This window comes from Caballeronia sp. ATUFL_F2_KS9A (genome assembly GCF_023630765.1).
GTDB classification, from domain to species: Bacteria; Pseudomonadota; Gammaproteobacteria; order Burkholderiales; family Burkholderiaceae; genus Caballeronia; species Caballeronia zhejiangensis.
This window is the reverse complement of sequence record NZ_JALQEK010000002.1, coordinates 35,208-56,263: the sequence shown is the minus strand read 5'-3', so window position 1 is coordinate 56,263 and position 21,056 is coordinate 35,208. Positions and strand designations below refer to the sequence as shown.

Here is a 21,056-nt window from a genome sequence, read left to right as displayed (position 1 = left end):
ATTTAGTGCACCCCCGCACCCAGATATGCCTCGATCACCTTCGGGTCCTTCTGCACGTCCTGCGGCAGACCTTCGGCGATCACCTTGCCGTAATCGAGCACCGTCATGCGGTTGCACAATCCCATCACGAGTTTCACGTCGTGTTCGATCAGAAGAATCGTCTTGCCGTCCGCGCGGATCTTGTCGAGCAGACGAGTGAGCTCGACCTTCTCCGTCGCGTTCATGCCGGCGGCGGGTTCGTCGAGCGCGAGCAGCTTCGGATCGGTCGCCAACGCGCGCGCGATCTCCAGACGGCGCTGATGCCCGTACGACAGATTGCGCGACGTGTAATCCGCGTATTGCAGCACGCCGACGTATTCCAGCAGTTCGAGCGCGCGCTCCTTGATCTCGCGCTCTTCGCGGCGTTCGGCGGGCGTCTGGAACACCGCGCCGACCAGACCGTGCTTCGTGCGAACGTGACGTCCGACCATCACGTTCTCCAGCGCCGTCATGCCGCCGAAAAGACGAATGTTCTGGAACGTGCGCGCGATGCCCGCCTTCGCCACCTGATAAACCGCCGTCGGGGTGTACGCCTGGCCGTCGAGCTTGAACTCGCCCGAATCCGGCGTGTAGAGACCCGTGATCACGTTGAAGAACGTCGTCTTGCCTGCGCCGTTCGGGCCGATCAGACCGTAGATTTCGCCTTCCTTGATTTCGAGGCGTACGTCGGACAACGCCTGCAAGCCGCCGAAACGCTTGTTGACGCCCGTGACGGAAAGTCGTGTTTGCTTATCGCTCATCTTTCAATCCCCCGCCTTTAAGCACGCACCGGCTTCTTGCCGTTGCGCTTCGCGATCTTCGCGATCTTGTCTTCGTGTTTCGCGGCGGGCCACAGGCCTTCCGAGCGATACAGCATGATCAGCACCATCGCCAGACCGTACAGCAACTGGCGGATGACTTCGGTATCGACAAGCTGATGACCGAAGATGGCGTTCTGCAGCGGACCCATTGTCGTGCGCAGGAATTCGGGGAACACGGCGAGCAGCACCGCGCCGAGAATCACGCCCGGAATATGGCCCATGCCGCCCAGCACCACGCACGCCAGCACGACGATCGACTCCCAGAACGTGAACGATTCCGGCGACACGAAGCCCTGGAACGCACCGAACATCGCGCCCGACAGACCGCCGAACGACGCGCCCATCGCGAATGCGAGCAGCTTCACGTTGCGGGTGTTGATGCCCATCGCCTTCGCGGCGATTTCGTCTTCGCGGATAGCGGCCCACGCGCGGCCGATACGCGAATGCTGAAGGCGCGTACACACCCAGATCACGAACAGCGCGCACAGCACGAACAGGTAGTAGTACAGGTACACCGACGGGAATTTGAAGCCGAAGAACTCGTGCGTCTGCGCGAGGCTGTAGCCGCCGACGTGCACCGGATCGATACCCGTGATGCCCTTCGGACCGTTCGTGATGTTGACCGGACGATCGAGGTTGTTCATGAAGATCCGGACGATTTCCCCGAAGCCCAATGTCACGATCGCGAGGTAGTCGCCGCGCAGACGCAGCGTCGGTGCGCCGAGCAGCACGCCGAAGGTCGCGGCGAGCGCCATCGCGATCGGCACGATGATGAGGAACGGCACATGCAGTCCGTTCGGCGCGAGCGCCGCGATCCACTCGAATTGCGTCGACAGTTGCGGCGACGACAGCAACGCCGCCGTGTAAGCGCCGACCGCGTAGAACGCGATGTAGCCCAGGTCGAGCAGGCCGGCGAAGCCGACCACGACGTTGAGACCCAACGCGAGCATGACGTAGAGCATCGCGAAGTCGAGCACGCGGACCCAGTAGTTGCCGCCCGCTGCGCCGATGACCATCGGCGCGGCAATCACGAACACAGCGGTGAGAATGCCGATGACGAGCGTCTTCGTCATGTTCTTCTCGGGGATGAGCGTCGTGGACGGCTCAATCGGTTGAATCGAAGTCATTTTTTTGAGCTCCTCACACGTTCTTTAAGCGCGGTCCGCGACACGTTCGCCGAGCAGACCCGACGGACGGAACACGAGCACGATGATCAGCACGACGAAGGCGAAGACGTCCTGGTAGTTGGAACCGAAGACCCCGCCCGTCAGATTGCCGATGTAACCGGCGCCCAACTGTTCGATGAGACCGAGCAGCACGCCGCCCACCATCGCGCCGCCCAGGTTGCCGATGCCCCCCAGCACCGCCGCCGTGAACGCCTTCAGGCCGGGAATGAAGCCCATGTAGAAGTGCGCGTTGCCGTATTCCGACGCGATCATCACGCCCGCCAACGCAGCCAGCGCCGAGCCGATCATGAAGGTCGCGGAAATCACGAAGTTCGGGTTCACGCCCATCAGCGACGCGACGCCCGGGTTCTCGGCGATCGCGCGCATCGCGCGGCCGAGCTTGGTCTTGTGCACGAGGAGCAGCAGGCCGCCCATCACGAGGAACGCGACGACGATGATGACGATTTCGGTCATCGAGATCACCGCGCCCGGACGGGTTTCGTCGGCGGCGATCACGTTGATCGGATCGGTCGGCAGAAGCTGCGGGAAGGCGAGCGGATTGCGGCCCCAGATCATCATCGCGATGGTCTGCAAGAGGATCGAGACGCCGATCGCGGTAATCAGCGGCGCGAGACGCGGCGCCTTGCGCAGCGGCCGGTACGCGACGCGTTCGATGGTGTAACCGACGATCGCGCAGACGATCGCGGCGATAACGAGCGCGATCGTCAGCATGATCGGTCCGGGCAAGCCGGGCGCGTGATTCTGCATGACGCCGATGGCGGAGAGCGCGACCATCGCGCCGACCATCAGCACGTCGCCGTGCGCGAAGTTGATGATGCCGAGAATGCCGTACACCATCGTGTAACCCAACGCGATGATGGCGTAGACGCTGCCAAGCACCAGACCGTTGAGGATCTGCTGGATGAAAATATCCATTTAAAGCTCCTTAGCCCCGTGCGATTCGATAACGCCTTTATCACCGGCCGATAAACCGGTGTGAAGTGAAATCTGAAGCGGCACTGCGCGTACTTTTAAAAAACCGGTAAGGGTTGAGCGCCGATCGTCCGCCCGCGGCCGGATGAGGCTGCGAGCGGTTCACGGACGGATACGAAAACAGCGCCGCCGGATAGCTGGCGCCGCCAGACTGCCTACTGCTTGACGACGTCGAGTACGTCCTTCTTCTTGTCCTTGAAGTCGTACAGCGTGATGGTCCCCGCCTTCAGATCGCCCTTGTCGTCGAATGCGATATGCCCCGTCAGACCGTTGTAGTCGGTCGTGGCAATCGCAGCGAGCACCTTGGGCGCTTCGATGGAGTTCGCACGCTTCATTGCATCGACGATCACGTACATCGCGTCATACGTGAACGGCGCGTAAATCTGCACCGGCGTGTGAAAGCGCGCTTCGTACTTCTTCTCGAAGTCGGCTCCCTTGTCCATCTTCGAAAGCGCGAGCCCCGCCTCCGAGCAGACGATGTTCTGCACCGCGTCGCCCGCGAGCTCGGCCACCTTGTCGGTGCAGACGCCGTCGCCCGCCAGAATCTTCGCCTTGATGCCGAGCGCCGCCGCTTCCTTGGCGAACGGGCCGCCCGTCACGTCCATGCCGCCGTACATCACGACGTCCGGCTGGATGCGCTTGATCTTCGTGAGAATCGCTTTGAAGTTGCGCGCCTTCTCGGTCGTTGCTTCGCGCGCGGCGATCTTCACGCCGCCGGCCTGCGCGCTCTTCGTGAATTCGTCGGCGAGGCCGCGGCCGTAGGCACTCGCGTCGTCGACCACGACGATCTTCTTCGCGTGCAGCGTCTTCATCGCGTAGCCGGCGAGGACCGGGCCCTGCAACGCATCGGTCGCGACGACGCGAAACGTCGTCTTGTAGCCCTGCTTCGTGTACTCGGGATTCGTCGTCGACGGCGAAATCTGCGCGATGCCCGCATCGCTGTAGATCTTCGACGCCGGAATCGACACGCCCGAATTCATGTGGCCGATCACCGCAACCACGTGGTCATCGACGAGCTTCTGCGCGGCTTCGGTGCCGACGCGCGGATCGGCTGCATCGTCCTGGGCGTCGAGCTCGAGGCGGATGGAACGCCCGTCGATGGTCAAGCCTTGCGCGCTGATCTCCTCCAGTGCGAGACGCGCGCCGTTTTCGTTGTCCTTGCCGAGGTGAGCCTGCAGGCCCGTGAGGGGTGCCACATGACCGATCTTCACGACAGTTGCTTCGCTCGCGGGCGCTGGCGCCGGCGCGGACGCAACGGGCACGGCGGCGGAACTCGCTGCCGATGCCGCTGTGCTCGCCCCGCCTTCATCCTTCTTGCCGCATGCGGTTGCCATTGCAACCGCAGCCGCGATGGACACGGCGTGAGCAAACTTGAATCGCATCAAATAGGTCTCCTGCGCCTCTAAAAACTGTCGTCGTGAACCCTTCTGGCCTCAAGACGCGCGCATTGTAACGCTAAATATGAGACGAGCAATATTCTTGCGTGGCGGGGTTTTCCAGCATTGCAACCAGCATTTTCGAGCGATTTTCCGGCTAGAGCGCAACCGGGTTGCGATCCGCATTTGTGCAGCAGTTGCACCACAACGGGAACAGGTTTAATCGATCGGTTCCGACGGTTACGTTTGCTTATCGGATTTACGGGGAAACCCTGAAGGCTTTCGGCGAAATTGCTCGTCGCGGCGCGCGCCCAATATCGGTGCTTACGCTTGGTGTCATCTCTCGCGTGAGGGTTCCGTTTCGATGGCGCCCGATGGGTTTCAAGCGCGAAAAAAAAAAGCGCCCGCAGGCGCTTTTTTAGAGGAAGGCCGCTAGTTACTGCGGCAGCGACAGTCCGCGCGGCAGCGGAAACGAGATCGTCTCTTCGATGCCTTCGAGCGAGCGCACGTTGCGCACGCCGAGTTCACGCAGACGCGCGATCACAGCCTGAGCCAGCACTTCCGGCGCCGATGCGCCCGCCGTCACGCCGATGCGCTTCTTGCCTTCCACCCACCGCGGATCGATCTGCGTCGGCGAATCGACCATATAAGAAGGGATGCCGCGCTTCTCAGCGACTTCGCGAAGACGGCTCGAATTCGAGCTGTTCGGGCTGCCGACGACGATCACGACGTCGCACTGCGGCGCGAGAAATTTCACCGCGTCCTGGCGATTTTGCGTCGCGTAGCAGATGTCCTGCTTCTTCGGCTCCTTGATCTCGGGATACTTGCTCTTGAGCGCGTCGATGATCGCGGAGGCATCGTCGACCGAAAGCGTCGTCTGCGTCACGTACGCGATGCGCTGCGGATCGGGCAGATCGAGCTTCAGCACGTCGTCGATATCCTCGACGAGATGCATGCCCTCGCCCGACTGGCCCATCGTGCCTTCGACTTCCGGATGACCCTTGTGGCCGATCATCACGATGTCGAAGCCTTCCTGACGCATCTTCGCGACTTCGATATGCACCTTGGTCACGAGCGGGCACGTTGCGTCGAACACGCGCAGGCCGCGCGCCTCCGCTTCGCTGCGCACCGCTTTCGAGACGCCGTGCGCGCTGAAGATCAGTGTCGCGCCTTCGGGCACGTCGGAAAGCTCTTCGATGAAAATCGCGCCCTTCTTGCGCAGATCGGCGACGACATATGCGTTATGCACGATCTCGTGGCGCACGTAGATGGGCGCGCCGAACAATTTGATCGCGCGCTCGACGATCTCGATCGCGCGATCGACGCCCGCGCAAAACCCGCGCGGCTGCGCGAGCAGGATTTCGACGTCGGTCTGAACTTCGTTGAGGCTTTCAATCATGGTTACAGAATCCCGATGATTTTCACTTCGAAGACGAGCGCCTGGCCCGCGAGCGGGTGATTGAAATCGAACAGTGCCGCCGTTTCGCCGACTTCCTTCAGCACGCCGGCGTAGCGTCCCCCGTTCGGCGCGTTGAATTCGACGAGATCGCCGGGAGAAAAATCCTCGCCGATCATGCTGTTTTCGCGCAGCGTCGCGAGCGACACCCACTGGACCAGTTCCGGATTGCGCGGCCCGAACGCCTGATCCGGCGTTAGCTGAAAGGTCGAATGGTGGCCGACCTTCAGTCCCAGCAAAATCTCTTCCAACGGTTCGGCGAGTTGCCCTGCGCCTAGCAGAAGCGTCGCGGGCTTGTCGGCGAACGTATTGACGATGTCAGCACCATCGGCAAGCGCGAGCCGGTAATGAAGCGTGACGTGCGAACCGGGTTTCACCTCGGAGATATCGATGATGCTCATGAGTATTGGATGTGGCCGTTCGTTTGAAGGCAGGGCGCAGGCCCCGCATGGGGCGGCTCTTCGGCGCGTGGCAGCGAACCGCACGGCGCCCGTGCGAACCGGACGCCAAAACCGCTATTGTAAGACAGAGTTGTGGCAGCACGCGTCACGCGGCTCAGTCCCGTGTGCGCTTGCCCGCACGACACGCGGTCGGGGAGCACCGCGATGAGCGCCGATCTGCGGCTCGTGCCGCCGCTCGTCGCACCCGACGGCGACAGTTTGTCCGCGACCGCGCCTCTCCTGCCGATCCGCAAGTGGGCGCGCGCGGACCGGCCGCGCGAACGCCTGCTCGATACAGGCCCGGCGTCGCTGTCGGACGCGGAACTGTTCGCCTTGTTCCTGCGCACCGGCCTTCCGGGGGCCACGGCCGTCGATGTGGCGCGTCAGCTTCTGCTGCGTTTCGGGTCGCTGCGCGGCGTGCTGGACGCGTCGGCGGCGGAATTGCGCGAACTGCGCGGCATCGGGCCGGCGCGGGCGGCGACGCTCATCGCCGTATCGGAATTGTGCCGGCGCGCGCTCGCCGAGAAGGCGCGCGATCGCGAACTGCTGAACGCGCCGGGCGCGGTGGAAGACTATCTGCGGCTCTTGATCGGCACGCGGCCCTACGAGGTGTTCATCTCTCTGTATCTGGATGCGCGCCATCAGTTGCTGCATGTCGAGGAGTCGGCGCGCGGCTCGCTGACGCGCGTGGCCGTGTATCCGCGTGAGATCGTGCGGCGCGCGCTCACGCTGAACGCGGCGGGGCTCATCGTCGCGCATAATCATCCGTCGGGCGGCGTCGAGCCGAGCGCGAACGACCGGCGACTCACCAAGACGCTGCAGGACGCGCTGACGCTCATCGACGTGCGGCTGCTCGATCACATCGTCGTGGCGGCGAACGAGGTCTTCTCGTTCGCGCGGCATGGCTGGCTGTGACGGCATAAAACGTTTGATATTGCAGCGTTTTTCCTGTTAGAATCCTCGTTTGCTTTTCTCAACCCGCCTGTTCTGAACGAATGCGGCCCTCATTGGCATAACCGTGCTGCCAAGTCCCCGATCGGCAAATTGGGCGATAAGAGGCATCGAAGCTGAAAGCGAGTGCTTTCGATTCGAGCGTTCGTCTCGGACTCAACGTGTATTAGGAGTGTCACCATGGCACGCGTATGCCAAGTAACTGGGAAAGGCCCGATGTCGGGCAACAACGTTTCCCACGCAAACAACAAGACCAAGCGTCGCTTCCTGCCGAACCTGCAGAATCGCCGTTTCTTCGTTGAAAGTGAAAATCGCTGGGTGCGTCTGCGCGTTTCGAACGCCGGCCTGCGCCTGATCGACAAGAACGGTATTGACGCCGTGCTCGCAGACCTGCGCGCACGCGGTGAAATCTAAGGAGCACGCACATGGCCAAGGGCGCACGCGACAAGATCAAGCTGGAATCGACCGCAGGCACGGGTCACTTCTACACGACGACCAAGAACAAGCGCAACATGCCGGAAAAGATGCTGATCAAGAAATTTGATCCGGTCGTCCGCAAGCACGTTGAGTACAAGGAAACCAAGATCAAGTAAGCCGCTTGATTTTTGAGTAGCCTGCACGAAGACAGCAGAAAGCCCCGCACCTCGCGGGGCTTTTTGTTTTCCGGCGCCGCTTTAACACGCTTTGCACACGATCGTGCGGGGGTTTTCGCTGTCACGGAATGTTCATGCGCGTTATGCTTGCCGGCTATCGACGAAGAACACGGACGGAGAACCGGCAGTATGAATTTCGATGTGGCGATCGTAGGAAGCGGCCTCGCGGGTCTGAGCGTCGCGCTCAATCTGGCCGAGACGCGGCGCGTCGCGATTCTCGCGAAGCGCGCGGCGAGCGTCGGCGCGAGCGATTGGGCGCAAGGCGGCATCGCGGCGGTGCTGGACTCCGCCGACAGCGTCGACAATCACGTCGACGATACGCTCGTCGCGGGCGGCGGACTGTGCGACGAAGCCGCGACGCGCTTCATCGTCGAAAACGGGCGCGCCGCGATCGAATGGCTCATCGACGAAGGCGTGCCCTTCACGCGCGATGTCTCCGCCGAACTCGGCTTCCATCTGACGCGCGAAGGCGGTCACAGTCATCGCCGCATCATCCACGCCGCCGACGCGACCGGCCACGCGGTGGTCACGACGCTTTCCGAACGCGTGCGCAACCATCCGAACATCACCGTCCTCGAAGATCACTACGCGATCGACCTGATCACGTCCGACCGTCTCGGGCTGCCCGGCCATCGCTGTCACGGCCTCTACGCGCTCGATCTGAACTCGGGCCGCACCGTGACGATCCAGGCGCCGCACACCGTTCTCGCGACAGGCGGCGCGGGCAAGGTCTATCTCTATACGACCAATCCCGACACCGCGACCGGCGACGGCATCGCAATGGCGTGGCGCGCGGGTTGCCGCGTCGCGAACATGGAGTTCATCCAGTTCCATCCGACGTGCCTCTTCCATCCGTATGCGAAGTCGTTTCTGATCTCCGAAGCGGTGCGCGGCGAAGGCGGCGTGCTGCGTCTGCCGGACGGCACGCGCTTCATGCCCGCGCACGACGAGCGCGCCGAACTCGCGCCGCGCGATATCGTCGCGCGCGCGATCGACTTCGAGATCAAGAAGCGTGGCATCGATTGCGTGTATCTCGACATCAGCCACCAGCCGCGCGCGTTTCTCGAAGAGCACTTTCCGACGATCCTCGCGCGCTGCGCCGAATTCGGCATCGATATCGCGAAGGAGCCGATTCCCGTCGTGCCCGCCGCCCATTACACCTGCGGCGGCGTCGTCACGGACCTCGCGGGGCGCACGGATCGTCCGGGGCTGTATGCGGTCGGCGAGACGTCGTACACGGGTCTGCACGGCGCGAACCGGCTCGCGAGCAATTCCCTGCTGGAATGCCTCGTGATCGGGCGCGCGGCGGCGCAGGCGATCGAAGCGGACGGCTTCTCGAATGGTTGTCACGCCCAACTGCCCGACTGGGACGAAAGCCGCGTGTCCGATCCGGACGAGGAAGTCGTCGTCGCGCACAATTGGGACGAGCTGCGCCGCCTGATGTGGAATTACGTCGGCATCGTGCGCACGGACAAGCGCCTTGCGCGCGCGCAACATCGCATCGCGCTGCTGCGCGACGAGATTCATGAGTACTACGCCAACTTCAAGGTGAGCCGCGATCTGCTGGAACTGCGCAATCTCGTCGATGTGGCGTCGCTGATCGTCGAAAGCGCGTGCTCGCGCCGCGAGAGCCGCGGCCTGCACTACAGCCGCGACTGGCCCGCGACCTTGCCGAAAGCGCTGCCGACGGTGCTGATGCCGCCGGCCGCGCGCCGCACGAGCCTTTAGAGCAGACGCATCGAAAAATCGGTCGCGCGCAGGTCTTTTGTGAGCGCGCCGATGGAAATGCGATCGACGCCCGTGTCCGCGATCGCGCGCACCGTGTCGAAGTTCACGCCACCCGACACTTCGAGCAACGCGCGCCCGGCCGTGATGCGCACCGCGTCGCGCATCATGTCGAGCGTGAAGTTGTCGAGCAGGATCGATTCGGCCCGATGTGCGAGCGCCGTCTCGAGTTGCTCCAGCGTTTCGACCTCGATCTGAATCGGCACGCCCGCCTTCAGCGCGAGCGCCGCATCCATCGCCGCGCCGACGCCGCCCGCCGCTGCGATATGGTTTTCCTTGATGAGAATGCCGTCGTAGAGCGCGAGGCGCTGATTCGCGCCGCCGCCGACGCGCACCGCGTATTTCTGCGCGAGCCGCAAGCCCGGCAGCGTCTTGCGTGTGTCCAGAATCCGTGCGCGCGCGCCTTCGATCGCGTCGACATAGCGGCGCGTGGCGGTCGCGACGCCCGACAGCAATTGCAGGAAGTTGAGGCCGTTGCGCTCCGCCGTCAGAAGCGAGCGCGCCGGGCCGTGCAGCAGTACGACCGTGGAGTTGGCCGCCATGCGATCGCCTTCGCGATACTGCCATTCGACTTCGATCGTCGGATCGACGCGGCGCATGACTTCGTCGAACCAAGGCGCGCCGCACAGCACCGCTTCCTCGCGCACGATGATGCGCGCGGTGCGGCGGGCGTCGGCGGGCACGAGGCGCCCGGTGTGATCGCCCGTGCCGACGTCTTCTTCGAGCGCATCGACGACATTGCGTGCGAGCGCATCGTCGAATGCTTCGCCGTATTGCTTGCGGACTTCCTCGAAAATCGCCGGATACGTCATCACGCGGCTCCCACGTTCGAAAACAGCGTTCCGTCCTTGGCGAGATCGCCGCTCGCCTGCACGCGTTTCTTGTGACGCGCCGCGAAGTCGAGCATGCGATCGATCGGCACGCGCGCGCGCTGCCCGATGGCCGGATCGACGTGAATCTCGTTGTGACCGCGTTCGAGCACGTCGGCGAGATTGGCGAGACCGTTCATCGCCATCCACGGACAGTGCGCGCAGCTCTTGCAGGTCGCGCTGTTCCCGGCGGTCGGCGCTTCGATGAAAATCTTGCCGGGCGCGGCGAGCCGCATCTTGTGCAGGATGCCGAGGTCCGTCGCGACGATGAAGCGCTTCGCGTCCAGCTTCACCGCGGCGTCGATGAGTTGCGTGGTCGAGCCGACGACATCCGCGAGCGCGACGACGCCTTCCGGCGATTCCGGGTGCACGAGGATTTTCGCGTCGGGATATTCGTTGCGCAGCAAATCGAGCTCGATGCCCTTGAACTCGTCGTGGACGAGACATGAACCTTGCCACAGCAGCATGTCCGCGCCGGTCTTCTTCTGGATATAGCTGCCGAGGTGACGATCCGGCGCCCACAGGATTTTTTCGCCGCGCGCGTGTAGATCGGCGACGATTTCAAGCCCGATCGACGATGTGACCATCCAGTCCGCGCGCGCCTTCACGGCCGCGCTCGTGTTCGCGTACACGACGACCGTGCGGTCCGGATGCGCGTCGCAGAATGCTGAGAATTCGTCGGCCGGGCAGCCGAGGTCGAGCGAGCAGGTCGCGTCGAGGTCGGGCATCAGCACGCGTTTGTCCGGACTCAGAATCTTGGCCGTCTCGCCCATGAAGCGCACGCCCGCGACGACCAGCGTTTTCGCAGCATGATCGCGGCCGAACCGCGCCATTTCGAGCGAGTCGGCAACGCAGCCGCCAGTTTCGTCGGCGAGTTCCTGGAGCTCAGCGTCGACATAATAGTGCGCGACGAGCACGGCTTCTTCGCGCTTGAGCAACGCGCGAATGCGCTCCTTCAACTCGCGCTTCCGTTCGGCCGACGGTGCGTCCGGCACGCGCGCCCACGCTTCGCCCACTCCACACGTCAGGCCTTGCGGCCGGTCGTACTCGACGCTCCTGATCGCTTCCATGTCCCTGTCCCCTGCTCCGTGCCAACAACGTAACGCAAGAATCGGCTGCACAAAAACAAAGACCCCGCCAGAGCGGGGTCTTGTGACGTCCTCAAATTTTAACGGATATCGCGCGTCAGGCGTAGCGGCGCAGACGCAACGCGAAGTCCTGCAGCGCCTTGATGCCGCTTTCTTCCGCGCGATGGCACCAGTCCTGCAATTGCGTGACGAGTTGCTCGCGCGATGCGTTGGAGCGATCCCACATCGCCGACAGATCCTTGCGCAGCTCGATGAACGTGCGCAGCTTCTGATTATCCGAAGTCAGCTCCGGCAGTTGCTTCAACTGCGGCTCGTTCAGGCCGTCTTCTTCCTTGTGGAACCACTTGCGCGCACCGCGCATCAACTGATACTTCTCGCGCGCGCCGGCCTCCTTCAGCTTCGCCAGTTCCTGCGCGTAGGCGTGCTTGAGCGCCTTGCCGTAGCGCGCCATCACTTCGTAGCGGTTGGCGAGCACGGCCTGCAGCGTGTCCTGATCGACGACGGCCTTGCTGGCGGCGAGCTTCGGCGTCGGCGCGACCTTCTTGACCTTCGCGAGGCCGACCATCGACATCATGCGGATGTACAGCCAGCCGATGTCGAACTCGTACCACTTGCTCGACAGCTTCGCGGACGTCGCGAACGTGTGATGGTTGTTATGCAGTTCTTCGCCGCCGATCAGAATGCCGAGCGGGAAGATGTTCGTCGATGCATCCGACGAATTGAAGTTGCGGTAGCCCCACCAGTGCGCGAGACCGTTGACGACGCCCGCCGCCCAGAACGGGATCCAGATCATCTGCACGGCCCAGACCGACAGACCGACGATGCCGAACAGCGCCACGTCGATGACCATCATGATGCTGATGCCCAGGATCGGATAACGCGTGTAGACGTTGCGTTCCATCCAGTCGTTCGGCGTGCCGTGACTGAACTTGCGCATGGTTTCTTCGTTTTTCGCTTCCGCGCGATAAAGCTCCGCGCCTTCGAGCAGCACCTTCCAGATGCCGCGCGTCTGCGGGCTGTGCGGATCTTCTTCGGTTTCGCACTTCGCGTGGTGCTTGCGGTGGATCGCCGCCCACTGGCCGGTCAACATGCCGGTGGTCATCCACAGCCAGAAACGGAAGAAGTGGCTCGCGACCGGATGCAGATCCAGCGCGCGATGCGCCTGGCAACGGTGCAGGTAAATCGTGACGCCGGCGATCGTGACGTGAGTCATCGCAAGCGTGAACAGCAGAATCTGCCACCAGGAGAAGTCCAGCAATCCGTTGGCGAGAAATTCAAGGGAAGAATTCAGCAAGGCAGTTACCTGTGTAGCTGTGAAATTCGGGAAAAATGGCCGGTCGAACAGACTTCGAACAACGCGTTGGGCACATGAAAGGAACGTGCGCAAGTTCGATCGCATTCTACTGCATGCGTTCCAAGTCTTTGTCCTAAAGGTGAAATTTTTTGAATCGTACCAAAACGAGGAAAAACTCACGCCCCGAATTGGTGTTGATTCCGACGCCAAATCGAAAGATTGGTTCTGACGATCAGCGATCAGGCGGCAGGCGCAGCGCTTTCACCGCCGCTTCCGGCATTAAGTACCGATTCGCCGCCCGGGCGGGGCACGCCGTCGATAATCCTTATCTCGCGCTGAGGGTACGGGATTTCAATGCCATGCTCGCAGAATAACCGCCAAACCGCCCGATTTACGTGCGACTTTACGCCGCCTGTACCTTTGGCGGCCTCTTCGATCCAGAAGCTCAGTTCGAGATTGATTCCGTCCGCGCCGAAGCTCGCGAGCAGTGCCGCGGGCGCCGGGTCCTGCAACACGCGCTCGACGCCCTGCGTTGCTTCGACGAGCAACTGCATCGCGCGTTCGACGTCGCAGCGATAGCTCACCTGCACCGCGATCTTCGCGTTGCCGCGCGTGAGAAACGACGAATGGTTCTGCACCACGTCGGTGATGAGCTTTTCGTTCGGAATCAGCGTTTCGATGCCGTCGAGGCCGCGCACCACCGTGTATCGGGTGCGAATCTGCGTGACCGTGCCCTGATTTCCGCTGACATTGATCATGTCACCGAGCCGCAAGGAGCGGTCCAGCAGAATGATGAAGCCCGATACGTAATTGCTCGCGATCTTCTGCAAGCCGAAGCCCAGCCCGACGCCGAGCGCGCCGCCGAACACGCCGAGCACCGTGATGTCGATGCCGACGATCGACAAGCTCACCAGAATGGCGGCGAGGATCATCAGCGCCCGGCCGACGCGCGCGAGCACCACTTTGAGATTCGCGTCGAGCGAGCGGGCGCGCATCAGGCGGTCGTCGAGCAGCGCGCCCGCCCACATCGCGACGATCAGCGTCACGCACACCCACAGCACGCCCGAGGCGAGCGAGAGCAGCGTCATGTGCGCGTTCGCGAAGTTGAAGCGCACGCTCGCCATCCAGTGGACGACGTCGTCCTGAATGCCCATGACGGTGAGCACCATCGTCACCCAGACGATCACGGTGACGAGTTTCTCGAAGAGATACAGCAGCGCGTTCGCCTCGTGCTCCGTCTGGCCGCGGCTGAACACGCGCCGCGCGACGTAGAGCATCGTGTAGATGACGGTGATGCCGCACAGCGGCACGAGCGCGAGCCGCAACAGCGACGTATGGATGAACGGCGCGAGCACGACCTGCGCGATCGACACGAAAACCGTGCCGAGCAACGGAAACAGCGCCTTGTTGAGACTTTCCGCGCCGAAGCGCACGGCTTCGAAACGCGACTGGCGGCGCGCATCGAGCTTCTTGCGAAGCAGACGCGCGCACCACCACGCCACTACGAGCAGGCCGACGAGCGCGGCCACCTGCCAGATCACTTCCGGCTCGCCGAAATCGCGGAAGAGCCGCGCGGAGAGTTCGTTCAGGAAGTGGTTCTGCATTGCTTACGCGGTTTCTTCGGCCGCTTTGGGCGCTTTTGCGGCGTCCGGCACGCGCTCCAGCACCGCCGCGAAGAAGCCGTCGGTGCCGTGCTTGTGCGGCCACAGCGACAGGAATTCGCCCGTATCGAGATCGATGCGCTGTTCCGCCAGCACGTCGCGCGCGGGCACGACGCGGAAGTTCGGATGCGTCTCGAGGAACTGCTTCACGACGTCTTCGTTCTCCGCTTCGAGCATCGAGCAGGTCGCATAGACGAGACGGCCGCCGGTCTTCACGAGGCGCGCGGCGCTCGACAGGATCGAGAGCTGCTTGGGCGTGAGTTCCGCGACGGTCGCGGGCGACTGGCGCCACTTCAGATCCGGATTGCGACGCAGCGTGCCGAGGCCCGAGCACGGCGCATCGACGAGCACGCGGTCGATCTTGCCCGCGAGACGCTTGATCTTCGCGTCGTGCTCGCTGTCGATCAGCACCGGATTCACGTTCGACAGACCGCTGCGCGCAAGCCGCGGCTTGAGCTTCGCGAGCCGGCGATCGGACACGTCGAAGGCGTAGAGACGGCCGGTCGAGCGCATCATCGCGCCGAGGGCGAGCGTCTTGCCGCCCGCGCCCGCGCAGAAATCGACGATCATTTCGCCGCGGCGCGGGGCCATCAGCGAGCAGAGCAACTGGCTACCCTCGTCCTGCACTTCGATCCAGCCTTCCTGGAACGGCGCGAGACGCGTGAGCGCCGGCTTGCCGTCCACGCGGATGCCGAACGGCGCGAACGGCATTTCGCCGGCGTCGATGCCCGCTTCGGTCAGCGCCTTCAGCACGACCTTGCGATCCGCCTTGATCGGATTCGAGCGCAGATCGAGCGGCGCGGGATAGTTCAGCGCGGCGGCGAGCTGCGCGAGTTCCTCCGGCTCGAAGCGCTTGCCCATCGCGTCGTAGATCCACTGCGGCAGGTTGGTCCGCACGCGCACCGGCAAGCTCGCCGGATCGATCTTCGAGACTTGCGAGAGCCATTGATACTCATCGGCCGAGACGAACGGCTTCAGCGCGGAGAGCCCGGCCGTCTGCATCAGCCCGAGCAGCGCCAGACGGCGCGCCTGGTTGCCGCTGCCGCTTTCCGCGAGATGCGAAAACTCCATCTTCCGGCGCAGCACCGCGAAAACCGCCTCGGCGATCACGCCGCGCTCGCCGTGCCCGAGCTTCGGATGCGCGCGGAAAAAGCGGCTCGTCGCGGCATCGGCGGGGCCGGAAAAGCGGAGCACGTCCGCAAGCAGCGTTTCGGTTTGTCCGATCAGAAATCCATGCAGCCTCATACGCCCTCCCCGGCAATGTCGGCAAAGAGCCATTGCGGCTCAGACGGCGTGAGCGCGACGCGCTCCCCTTCGATAGAAAGACGCCCTTCGATAAACCAGCGCACCGCGCGCGGATAGATGTCGTGCTCGACCTTGAGCACGCGCGCGGCGAGCGCGGCGGCATCGTCGCCGGCGACGACCGGCACCGCGCCTTGCGCGACGATCGGCCCGTGATCGAGCGTCGGCGTCACGAAATGCACGCTTGCGCCGTGCACGCGCACGCCGGCGTCGAGCGCCTGCTGATGCGTACGCAAGCCCGGAAAACACGGCAGCAGCGACGGATGAATGTTGAGCATGCGCCCGGCATATTTCGCGACGAAGGCGTCGGTCAGCACGCGCATGAAGCCGGCCAATACGACGAGATCGGGCTCGAAGCGATCGATTTCGCGCGCGAGTGCGGCATCGAACGATTCGCGACCGTCGAACTGACGATGATCCACCACCTTCGTTTCGATGCCGTTCGCGGCCGCGAAGCCTAGCCCGGCGGCATCGGGCCGGTTGGAAATGACCGCGCAGACGCGAGCCGGCCAGCCTTCGCGCGCGCATGCACGCACGACGGCCTCCATGTTGCTCCCGCGTCCGGAGATCAGAATGACGATTTTTTTCATCCGCGGATTTTATCATTCGAAGGGTGCGAAAATCGTGCCAAACGGGTTCGGTCAGGCATCGCGCCGGGGCGCTCGCGCCCGTCCTCCTTGCGAGCGTTTATAATCTAACGCTTTGCAGCATCAGCCCCTCCCACCGACCATCGCCTATCGTGAGAGTCTTTCGCGGCCTCCCCAATGCCGAAAGCCGGGCGCCCTGCGCACTGACCATCGGCAATTTCGACGGTGTCCATCGCGGCCACCAGGCGCTGCTCGCGCACGTGCGGGCAGCCGCCGACGCGCGCGGCCTGCCGGTCTGCGTGATGACTTTCGAGCCGCATCCGCGCGAGTTCTTCAATCCGGCGGGCGCGCCGCCGCGCATCGCGATGCTGCGCGACAAGCTCGAAGCGCTGCGCACCAACGGCGTCGATCGCGTGGTGGTCGAGCATTTCAACAAGACGTTCGCGGGACAATCGCCGGATACGTTCGTGAAGAACGTCATCGTCGATGGCCTGCACGCGCGCTGGGTCATGGTCGGCGACGACTTCTGCTACGGCGCGAAACGCGCGGGCAATTTCGAGTCGTTGAAAGCCGCCGGCGAGAAATACGGCTTCGAAGTCGAGCAGATGGCAACAGTCGCGCATCCGAACGGCACGCGCATATCGTCGTCGTCGGTGCGGGCGTCGCTCGTCGCGGGCGATCTCGACGCGGCGCAAGTCGCGCTCGGGCGCCCGTATGTCATCAGCGGTCACGTCGTGCACGGCGCGAAGCTCGGACGCGATCTCGGCTTTCCCACGCTGAATCTGCCGATCGCGCACAAGCGGCCGGCGCTCGCGGGCATCTTCGTCGTGCGCGTGCACGGCCTCGCCGATGAACCGCTGCCCGCCGTCGCGAGCCTCGGCCTGCGCCCGACCGTCGACGATTCCGGCCGCGTGCTGCTCGAAGTGTTCGTGCTCGACTGGCACGGCGACGCCTACGGCAAGCTCGTGCGCGTCGAATTCCTGAAAAAGCTGCGCGACGAGGAAAAGTACGTCGACCTCGAAACGCTCGGCCGCGCCATCGCGAAAGACGTCGACAACGCGCGCGCGTACTTCGGCCTGCCGCCCGCGAGCAACGCCGGCAGCCGCGCGACGGGCTTCGCCATCTCGGCGACCGACCGAATTAGGTGAGCGTGCGGCGCGTTCTTGTGCCGTCCGCTGCCCCGCTTCCGAATCACCGCGCGCTAAAAGACGAGCGCCGTCTCACCGAATTCACTGAGTCACCCATGAGCGACAAGAAAGAAAAAGCCTCCTCGAAGTATCCCGTCAACCTGCTCGACACGCCCTTCCCGATGCGCGGCGACCTGCCCAAGCGCGAACCCGCGTGGGTCAAGGAGTGGCAGGACAACAAGATCTACGAGAAGATCCGCGCGGCGTCGAAGGGCCGCAAGAAGTTCATCCTGCACGACGGCCCGCCGTATGCGAACGGCGACATCCACCTCGGTCACGCCGTCAACAAGATACTGAAGGACATGATCGTCAAGGCGCGCAATCTCGCGGGCTTCGACGCGGTCTACGTGCCGGGCTGGGACTGCCACGGCATGCCGATCGAAATCCAGATCGAAAAGCAGTTCGGCAAGACGCTGCCCGCCATCGAAGTGATGCGGAAGGCGCGCGCGTATGCGGGCGAGCAGATCGAAAAACAGAAGGTCGGCTTCCGGCGCCTGGGCGTGCTCGGCGACTGGGACAATCCGTACAAGACGATGAACTTCGCCAACGAAGCGGGCGAGATCCGCGCGCTCGGCAAGATCATGGCGAAGGGCTTCGTGTTCCGCGGCCTGAAGCCGGTAAACTGGTGCTTCGACTGCGGCTCGGCGCTGGCCGAAGCGGAAGTCGAATACAAGGACAAGACCGATCCGACCATCGACGTCATGTTCGCGTTCGCCGAACCGGAGAAGACCGCGCAGGCGTTCGGCCTGCCCGCGCTGCCGAAGACGGAAGGCGGCATCGTCATCTGGACGACGACGCCCTGGACCATTCCCGCGAACCAGGCGCTGAACGTGCATCCGGAGATCGTCTACGCGCTCGTCGATACGCCGCGCGGTCTCCTGATCCTCGCGCAGGAGCGCGTCGAAGCGTGCCTGCAGAACTACGGCCTGACGGGCGAAGTCATCGCGACGACGACCGGCGAAAAGCTCGCGAACCTGCGCTTCCACCATCCGCTCGCGGCAGCGCATCCGGGCTACAAGCGCACGGCGCCGGTCTATCTCGGCGATTACGTGACGACGGAAAGCGGCACGGGCATCGTGCATTCGTCGCCGGCGTATGGCGTGGAAGACTTCGTGTCGTGCAAGGCGCACGGCATGCCGGACTCGGACATCATCAACCCGGTGATGGGCGATGGCCGCTATATCGAATCGTTGCCGCTGTTCGGCGGGCTGTCGATCTGGAAGGCGAATCCGCAGATCGTCGAAGCGCTCGAAGGCGCGGGATCGCTGCTCAAGAGCGAAAAGTACACGCACAGCTACATGCACTGCTGGCGCCACAAGACGCCGATCATCTATCGCGCGACCTCGCAATGGTTCGCCGGCATGGACGTGAAGCCGAAGGACGGCGGCCGCACGCTGCGCGAGATCGCGCTGGAAGGCGTCGAGAACACGGCGTTTTATCCGTCATGGGGCAAGCAGCGTCTTTACAGCATGATCGCGAATCGCCCGGACTGGACGCTTTCGCGTCAGCGTCAGTGGGGCGTGCCGATGGCGTTCTTCGTGCACAAGGAAACCGGCGAGCTGCATCCGCGCACGCTGGAGTTGCTGGAAGAAGTGGCGAAGCGTGTGGAGGAAGGCGGCATCGAAACGTGGCAATCGCTCGATCCGCGCGAACTGATCGGCGACGAAGCCAACATGTACGAGAAGAACCGCGACACGCTCGACGTGTGGTTCGATTCCGGCACGACGCACTGGCACGTGCTGCGCGGCTCGCACAAGGATTCGCTGCAGTTTCCGGCCGATCTCTATCTCGAAGGCTCGGACCAGCATCGCGGCTGGTTCCATTCGTCGCTGCTCACCGCGTCGATGCTCGACGGCCGCGCGCCCTACGACGCGCTGCTCACGCACGGCTTCACCGTCGATGGCGAAGGCCGCAAGATGTCGAAGTCGCTCGGCAACGGCATCGATCCGCACGAAGTGTCCAATCGCCTTGGCGCGGAAATCATCCGTTTGTGGATCGCATCGACGGACTATTCGGGCGAGCTCGCGATCTCCGAGGAAATCCTGAAGCGCGTGACGGAGACGTATCGCCGTATCCGCAACACGCTGCGCTTCCTGCTCGCGAATCTGTCGGACTTCGATTTCGACAAGAACGCGCTGCCGGTTCAGGACTGGCTCGAAATCGATCGATACGCCATCGCGCTCACGCGCAATCTGCAGGACGACGCCCTCGCGCACTACGAGAAGTACGAATTCCATCCGGTCGTCGCGAAGATCGCGACATTCTGCTCGGAAGACCTCGGCGGCTTCTATCTCGACGTGCTGAAGGATCGCCTCTACACCACGAAGCCCGATTCGCGCGAGCGCCGCAGCGCGCAAACCGCGCTGTTCCATATCGCGCACGGCTTGTTGCGTCTCGTCGCGCCGTATCTGTCGTTCACGGCCGAAGAAGCGTACAAGGTGCTCAAGCCCGGTCAGGAAACGATCTTCACGGAAGTCTTCGCGACGTATCCGGAGATCGCGAACGGCGGCGATCTGCTCGACAAGTGGACGCTCATCCGCAGCGCGCGCGGCGACGTCACCAAGGCGCTCGAAGAAGCGCGCACGGCCAATCAGATCGGTTCGTCGCTGCAGGCGGAAGTCGTGGTTCGTGCGAGCGGCGCGCGTTACGACGCACTCGCGAGTCTCGGCGATGCATTGCGCTTCGTGCTGATCACGTCGTCGGCGCAAGTGGAAAAGGTGGCGAGCGAAGCAGAAGAAGGCGTCGATGTCGCCGCGTCGAGCTACATGAAGTGCGAGCGCTGCTGGCACTATTGCGCCGATGTCGGCTCGCACCCGGAACATCCGGGCCTCTGCGGCCGCTGCTTCTCCAATCTCTTCGGCGCAGGCGAAACGCGAGGCGCGGCATAAATGGCTCGAACGATGGCAAAGCAAACTTCCGTTAGAACCGCGAGCAGCGGTTCGCTCGCGCCGTGGCTCGGCGTCGCGCTGATCGTCATTCTGTTCGACCAGTTGACGAAGATCGCCGTGCAGCGCGTGTTCGCCTATGGCGATCCGCATGCGCTCACGCCCTTTTTCAATCTGCTGCTCGTCTACAACCGCGGCGCGGCGTTCAGCTTCCTCGCGATGGCGGGCGGCTGGCAGCGCTGGGCGTTCACGGCGTTGGGCGTCGTCGCGGCGATCGTGATTTGCTATCTGCTCAAGCGCCATTCGGGGCAGCGCATGTTCTGCACGGCGTTGTCGCTCATCATGGGCGGTGCGATCGGCAATGTCATCGACCGGATTGCGTACGGGCACGTCATCGACTTTCTGGATTTTCATGTGAACGCGTGGCACTGGCCGGCGTTCAACCTCGCCGATAGCGCGATCACCGTCGGCGCGGTCCTGCTGATTTTCGACGAACTGCGGCGCGTGCGCGGTTCACGTTGATA

At 63.4% G+C, this 21,056-nt stretch carries 19 protein-coding genes; 7 read left to right on the top strand and 12 right to left on the bottom strand.

What is annotated here, in order from left to right:
• Nucleotides 1-2: 2 nt before the first annotated feature.
• The 6 genes from NCS67_RS02495 to NCS67_RS02470 all read right to left on the bottom strand — a co-directional run bounded on the left by NCS67_RS02495 (nt 3) and on the right by NCS67_RS02470 (nt 6,231).
• Entirely contained in the window at nt 3-779 is a 777-nt protein-coding gene (locus tag NCS67_RS02495; protein WP_008351156.1) for an ABC transporter ATP-binding protein, read from the bottom strand.
• A 17-nt stretch (nt 780-796) separates the two neighbouring features.
• A complete protein-coding gene (locus NCS67_RS02490; RefSeq protein WP_008351157.1) occupies nt 797-1,966 on the bottom strand; it encodes an ABC transporter permease subunit in 1,170 nt (389 codons plus the stop codon).
• Nucleotides 1,967-1,990: 24 nt separating this feature from the next.
• Nucleotides 1,991-2,941, bottom strand: coding sequence for a branched-chain amino acid ABC transporter permease (locus tag NCS67_RS02485; protein WP_008351160.1), 951 nt, complete (start codon nt 2,939-2,941; stop codon nt 1,991-1,993).
• A 212-nt stretch (nt 2,942-3,153) separates the two neighbouring features.
• A complete protein-coding gene (locus NCS67_RS02480; protein ID WP_008351162.1) occupies nt 3,154-4,380 on the bottom strand; it encodes a branched-chain amino acid ABC transporter substrate-binding protein in 1,227 nt (408 codons plus the stop codon).
• A 430-nt stretch (nt 4,381-4,810) separates the two neighbouring features.
• The gene (gene ispH, locus NCS67_RS02475; RefSeq protein ID WP_008351164.1) at nt 4,811-5,773 is read right to left on the bottom strand and encodes a 4-hydroxy-3-methylbut-2-enyl diphosphate reductase; all 963 of its coding nucleotides are present in this window, start codon (nt 5,771-5,773) and stop codon (nt 4,811-4,813) included.
• Between the two features lie 2 nt (nt 5,774-5,775).
• Entirely contained in the window at nt 5,776-6,231 is a 456-nt protein-coding gene (locus NCS67_RS02470) for an FKBP-type peptidyl-prolyl cis-trans isomerase (RefSeq protein WP_008351167.1), read from the bottom strand.
• A gap of 204 nt (nt 6,232-6,435) precedes the next feature.
• On the opposite strand from NCS67_RS02470, the gene radC reads away from it, so the two are divergent.
• The 4 genes from radC to nadB all read left to right on the top strand — a co-directional run bounded on the left by radC (nt 6,436) and on the right by nadB (nt 9,602).
• Nucleotides 6,436-7,185: a RadC family protein gene (gene radC / locus NCS67_RS02465; protein WP_250433973.1), complete on the top strand. Its 750-nt coding sequence runs from the start codon at nt 6,436-6,438 to the stop codon at nt 7,183-7,185.
• A 216-nt stretch (nt 7,186-7,401) separates the two neighbouring features.
• Nucleotides 7,402-7,635: a 50S ribosomal protein L28 gene (rpmB, locus tag NCS67_RS02460; protein ID WP_008351171.1), complete on the top strand. Its 234-nt coding sequence runs from the start codon at nt 7,402-7,404 to the stop codon at nt 7,633-7,635.
• An 11-nt stretch (nt 7,636-7,646) separates the two neighbouring features.
• On the top strand, nt 7,647-7,814 hold the full coding sequence (gene rpmG / locus NCS67_RS02455) for a 50S ribosomal protein L33 (protein WP_007180630.1): 168 nt from the start codon (nt 7,647-7,649) through the stop codon (nt 7,812-7,814).
• Nucleotides 7,815-8,003: 189 nt separating this feature from the next.
• On the top strand, nt 8,004-9,602 hold the full coding sequence (gene nadB / locus NCS67_RS02450; protein WP_008351184.1) for an L-aspartate oxidase: 1,599 nt from the start codon (nt 8,004-8,006) through the stop codon (nt 9,600-9,602).
• On the opposite strand, the gene nadC is transcribed toward nadB, so the two are convergent.
• From nadC to purN, 6 genes are all read right to left on the bottom strand, one after another.
• Nucleotides 9,599-10,471: a carboxylating nicotinate-nucleotide diphosphorylase gene (nadC, locus tag NCS67_RS02445; protein ID WP_008351185.1), complete on the bottom strand. Its 873-nt coding sequence runs from the start codon at nt 10,469-10,471 to the stop codon at nt 9,599-9,601. The genes nadB and nadC overlap by 4 nt on opposite strands.
• Nucleotides 10,471-11,598 carry a quinolinate synthase NadA gene (gene nadA / locus NCS67_RS02440; RefSeq protein WP_034472958.1) on the bottom strand — a complete coding sequence of 376 codons (1,128 nt, stop codon included), beginning with the start codon at nt 11,596-11,598 and terminating at the stop codon, nt 10,471-10,473. The genes nadC and nadA overlap by 1 nt, the downstream gene beginning before the upstream one ends.
• A 115-nt stretch (nt 11,599-11,713) precedes the next feature.
• On the bottom strand, nt 11,714-12,910 hold the full coding sequence (locus NCS67_RS02435; RefSeq protein ID WP_008351187.1) for a DesA family fatty acid desaturase: 1,197 nt from the start codon (nt 12,908-12,910) through the stop codon (nt 11,714-11,716).
• Between the two features lie 239 nt (nt 12,911-13,149).
• Nucleotides 13,150-14,514: a mechanosensitive ion channel family protein gene (locus tag NCS67_RS02430; protein WP_250433962.1), complete on the bottom strand. Its 1,365-nt coding sequence runs from the start codon at nt 14,512-14,514 to the stop codon at nt 13,150-13,152.
• A 3-nt stretch (nt 14,515-14,517) separates the two neighbouring features.
• Nucleotides 14,518-15,816 (bottom strand): RsmB/NOP family class I SAM-dependent RNA methyltransferase, encoded by a 1,299-nt coding sequence (locus NCS67_RS02425; protein ID WP_008351189.1) that lies wholly within the window; start codon nt 15,814-15,816, stop codon nt 14,518-14,520.
• Nucleotides 15,813-16,463: a phosphoribosylglycinamide formyltransferase gene (gene purN / locus NCS67_RS02420; protein ID WP_175982813.1), complete on the bottom strand. Its 651-nt coding sequence runs from the start codon at nt 16,461-16,463 to the stop codon at nt 15,813-15,815. Before purN ends, NCS67_RS02425 begins: the two co-directional genes overlap by 4 nt.
• A gap of 149 nt (nt 16,464-16,612) precedes the next feature.
• Here purN and NCS67_RS02415 point away from each other — a divergent pair, with 149 nt between their 5' ends.
• The 3 genes from NCS67_RS02415 to lspA all read left to right on the top strand — a co-directional run bounded on the left by NCS67_RS02415 (nt 16,613) and on the right by lspA (nt 21,054).
• On the top strand, nt 16,613-17,608 hold the full coding sequence (locus NCS67_RS02415) for a bifunctional riboflavin kinase/FAD synthetase (protein ID WP_008351191.1): 996 nt from the start codon (nt 16,613-16,615) through the stop codon (nt 17,606-17,608).
• Nucleotides 17,609-17,703: 95 nt separating this feature from the next.
• Nucleotides 17,704-20,535, top strand: a complete 2,832-nt coding sequence (gene ileS / locus NCS67_RS02410; protein ID WP_250433959.1) for an isoleucine--tRNA ligase — start codon at nt 17,704-17,706, stop codon at nt 20,533-20,535.
• Nucleotides 20,536-21,054: a signal peptidase II gene (gene lspA, locus NCS67_RS02405; RefSeq protein ID WP_033537118.1), complete on the top strand. Its 519-nt coding sequence runs from the start codon at nt 20,536-20,538 to the stop codon at nt 21,052-21,054. It begins immediately after the preceding gene.
• The last annotated feature ends 2 nt before the right edge of the window (nt 21,055-21,056 follow it).

What these genes read in the sequence shown, in the direction of transcription:
- NCS67_RS02490 (WP_008351157.1), bottom strand. Translation starts at nt 1,966, where the DNA reads ATGACTTCGATTCAACCGATTGAGCCGTCCACGACGCTCATCCCCGAG.
- ileS (WP_250433959.1), top strand. Translation starts at nt 17,704, where the DNA reads ATGAGCGACAAGAAAGAAAAAGCCTCCTCGAAGTATCCCGTCAACCTG.
- rpmB (WP_008351171.1), top strand. Translation starts at nt 7,402, where the DNA reads ATGGCACGCGTATGCCAAGTAACTGGGAAAGGCCCGATGTCGGGCAAC.
- rpmG (WP_007180630.1), top strand. Translation starts at nt 7,647, where the DNA reads ATGGCCAAGGGCGCACGCGACAAGATCAAGCTGGAATCGACCGCAGGC.
- lspA (WP_033537118.1), top strand. Translation starts at nt 20,536, where the DNA reads ATGGCTCGAACGATGGCAAAGCAAACTTCCGTTAGAACCGCGAGCAGC.
- NCS67_RS02495 (WP_008351156.1), bottom strand. Translation starts at nt 779, where the DNA reads ATGAGCGATAAGCAAACACGACTTTCCGTCACGGGCGTCAACAAGCGT.
- purN (WP_175982813.1), bottom strand. Translation starts at nt 16,463, where the DNA reads ATGAAAAAAATCGTCATTCTGATCTCCGGACGCGGGAGCAACATGGAG.
- nadC (WP_008351185.1), bottom strand. Translation starts at nt 10,471, where the DNA reads ATGACGTATCCGGCGATTTTCGAGGAAGTCCGCAAGCAATACGGCGAA.
- nadA (WP_034472958.1), bottom strand. Translation starts at nt 11,598, where the DNA reads ATGGAAGCGATCAGGAGCGTCGAGTACGACCGGCCGCAAGGCCTGACG.
- nadB (WP_008351184.1), top strand. Translation starts at nt 8,004, where the DNA reads ATGAATTTCGATGTGGCGATCGTAGGAAGCGGCCTCGCGGGTCTGAGC.
- NCS67_RS02470 (WP_008351167.1), bottom strand. Translation starts at nt 6,231, where the DNA reads ATGAGCATCATCGATATCTCCGAGGTGAAACCCGGTTCGCACGTCACG.
- NCS67_RS02430 (WP_250433962.1), bottom strand. Translation starts at nt 14,514, where the DNA reads ATGCAGAACCACTTCCTGAACGAACTCTCCGCGCGGCTCTTCCGCGAT.
- ispH (WP_008351164.1), bottom strand. Translation starts at nt 5,773, where the DNA reads ATGATTGAAAGCCTCAACGAAGTTCAGACCGACGTCGAAATCCTGCTC.
- NCS67_RS02425 (WP_008351189.1), bottom strand. Translation starts at nt 15,816, where the DNA reads ATGAGGCTGCATGGATTTCTGATCGGACAAACCGAAACGCTGCTTGCG.
- NCS67_RS02480 (WP_008351162.1), bottom strand. Translation starts at nt 4,380, where the DNA reads ATGCGATTCAAGTTTGCTCACGCCGTGTCCATCGCGGCTGCGGTTGCA.
- NCS67_RS02485 (WP_008351160.1), bottom strand. Translation starts at nt 2,941, where the DNA reads ATGGATATTTTCATCCAGCAGATCCTCAACGGTCTGGTGCTTGGCAGC.
- radC (WP_250433973.1), top strand. Translation starts at nt 6,436, where the DNA reads ATGAGCGCCGATCTGCGGCTCGTGCCGCCGCTCGTCGCACCCGACGGC.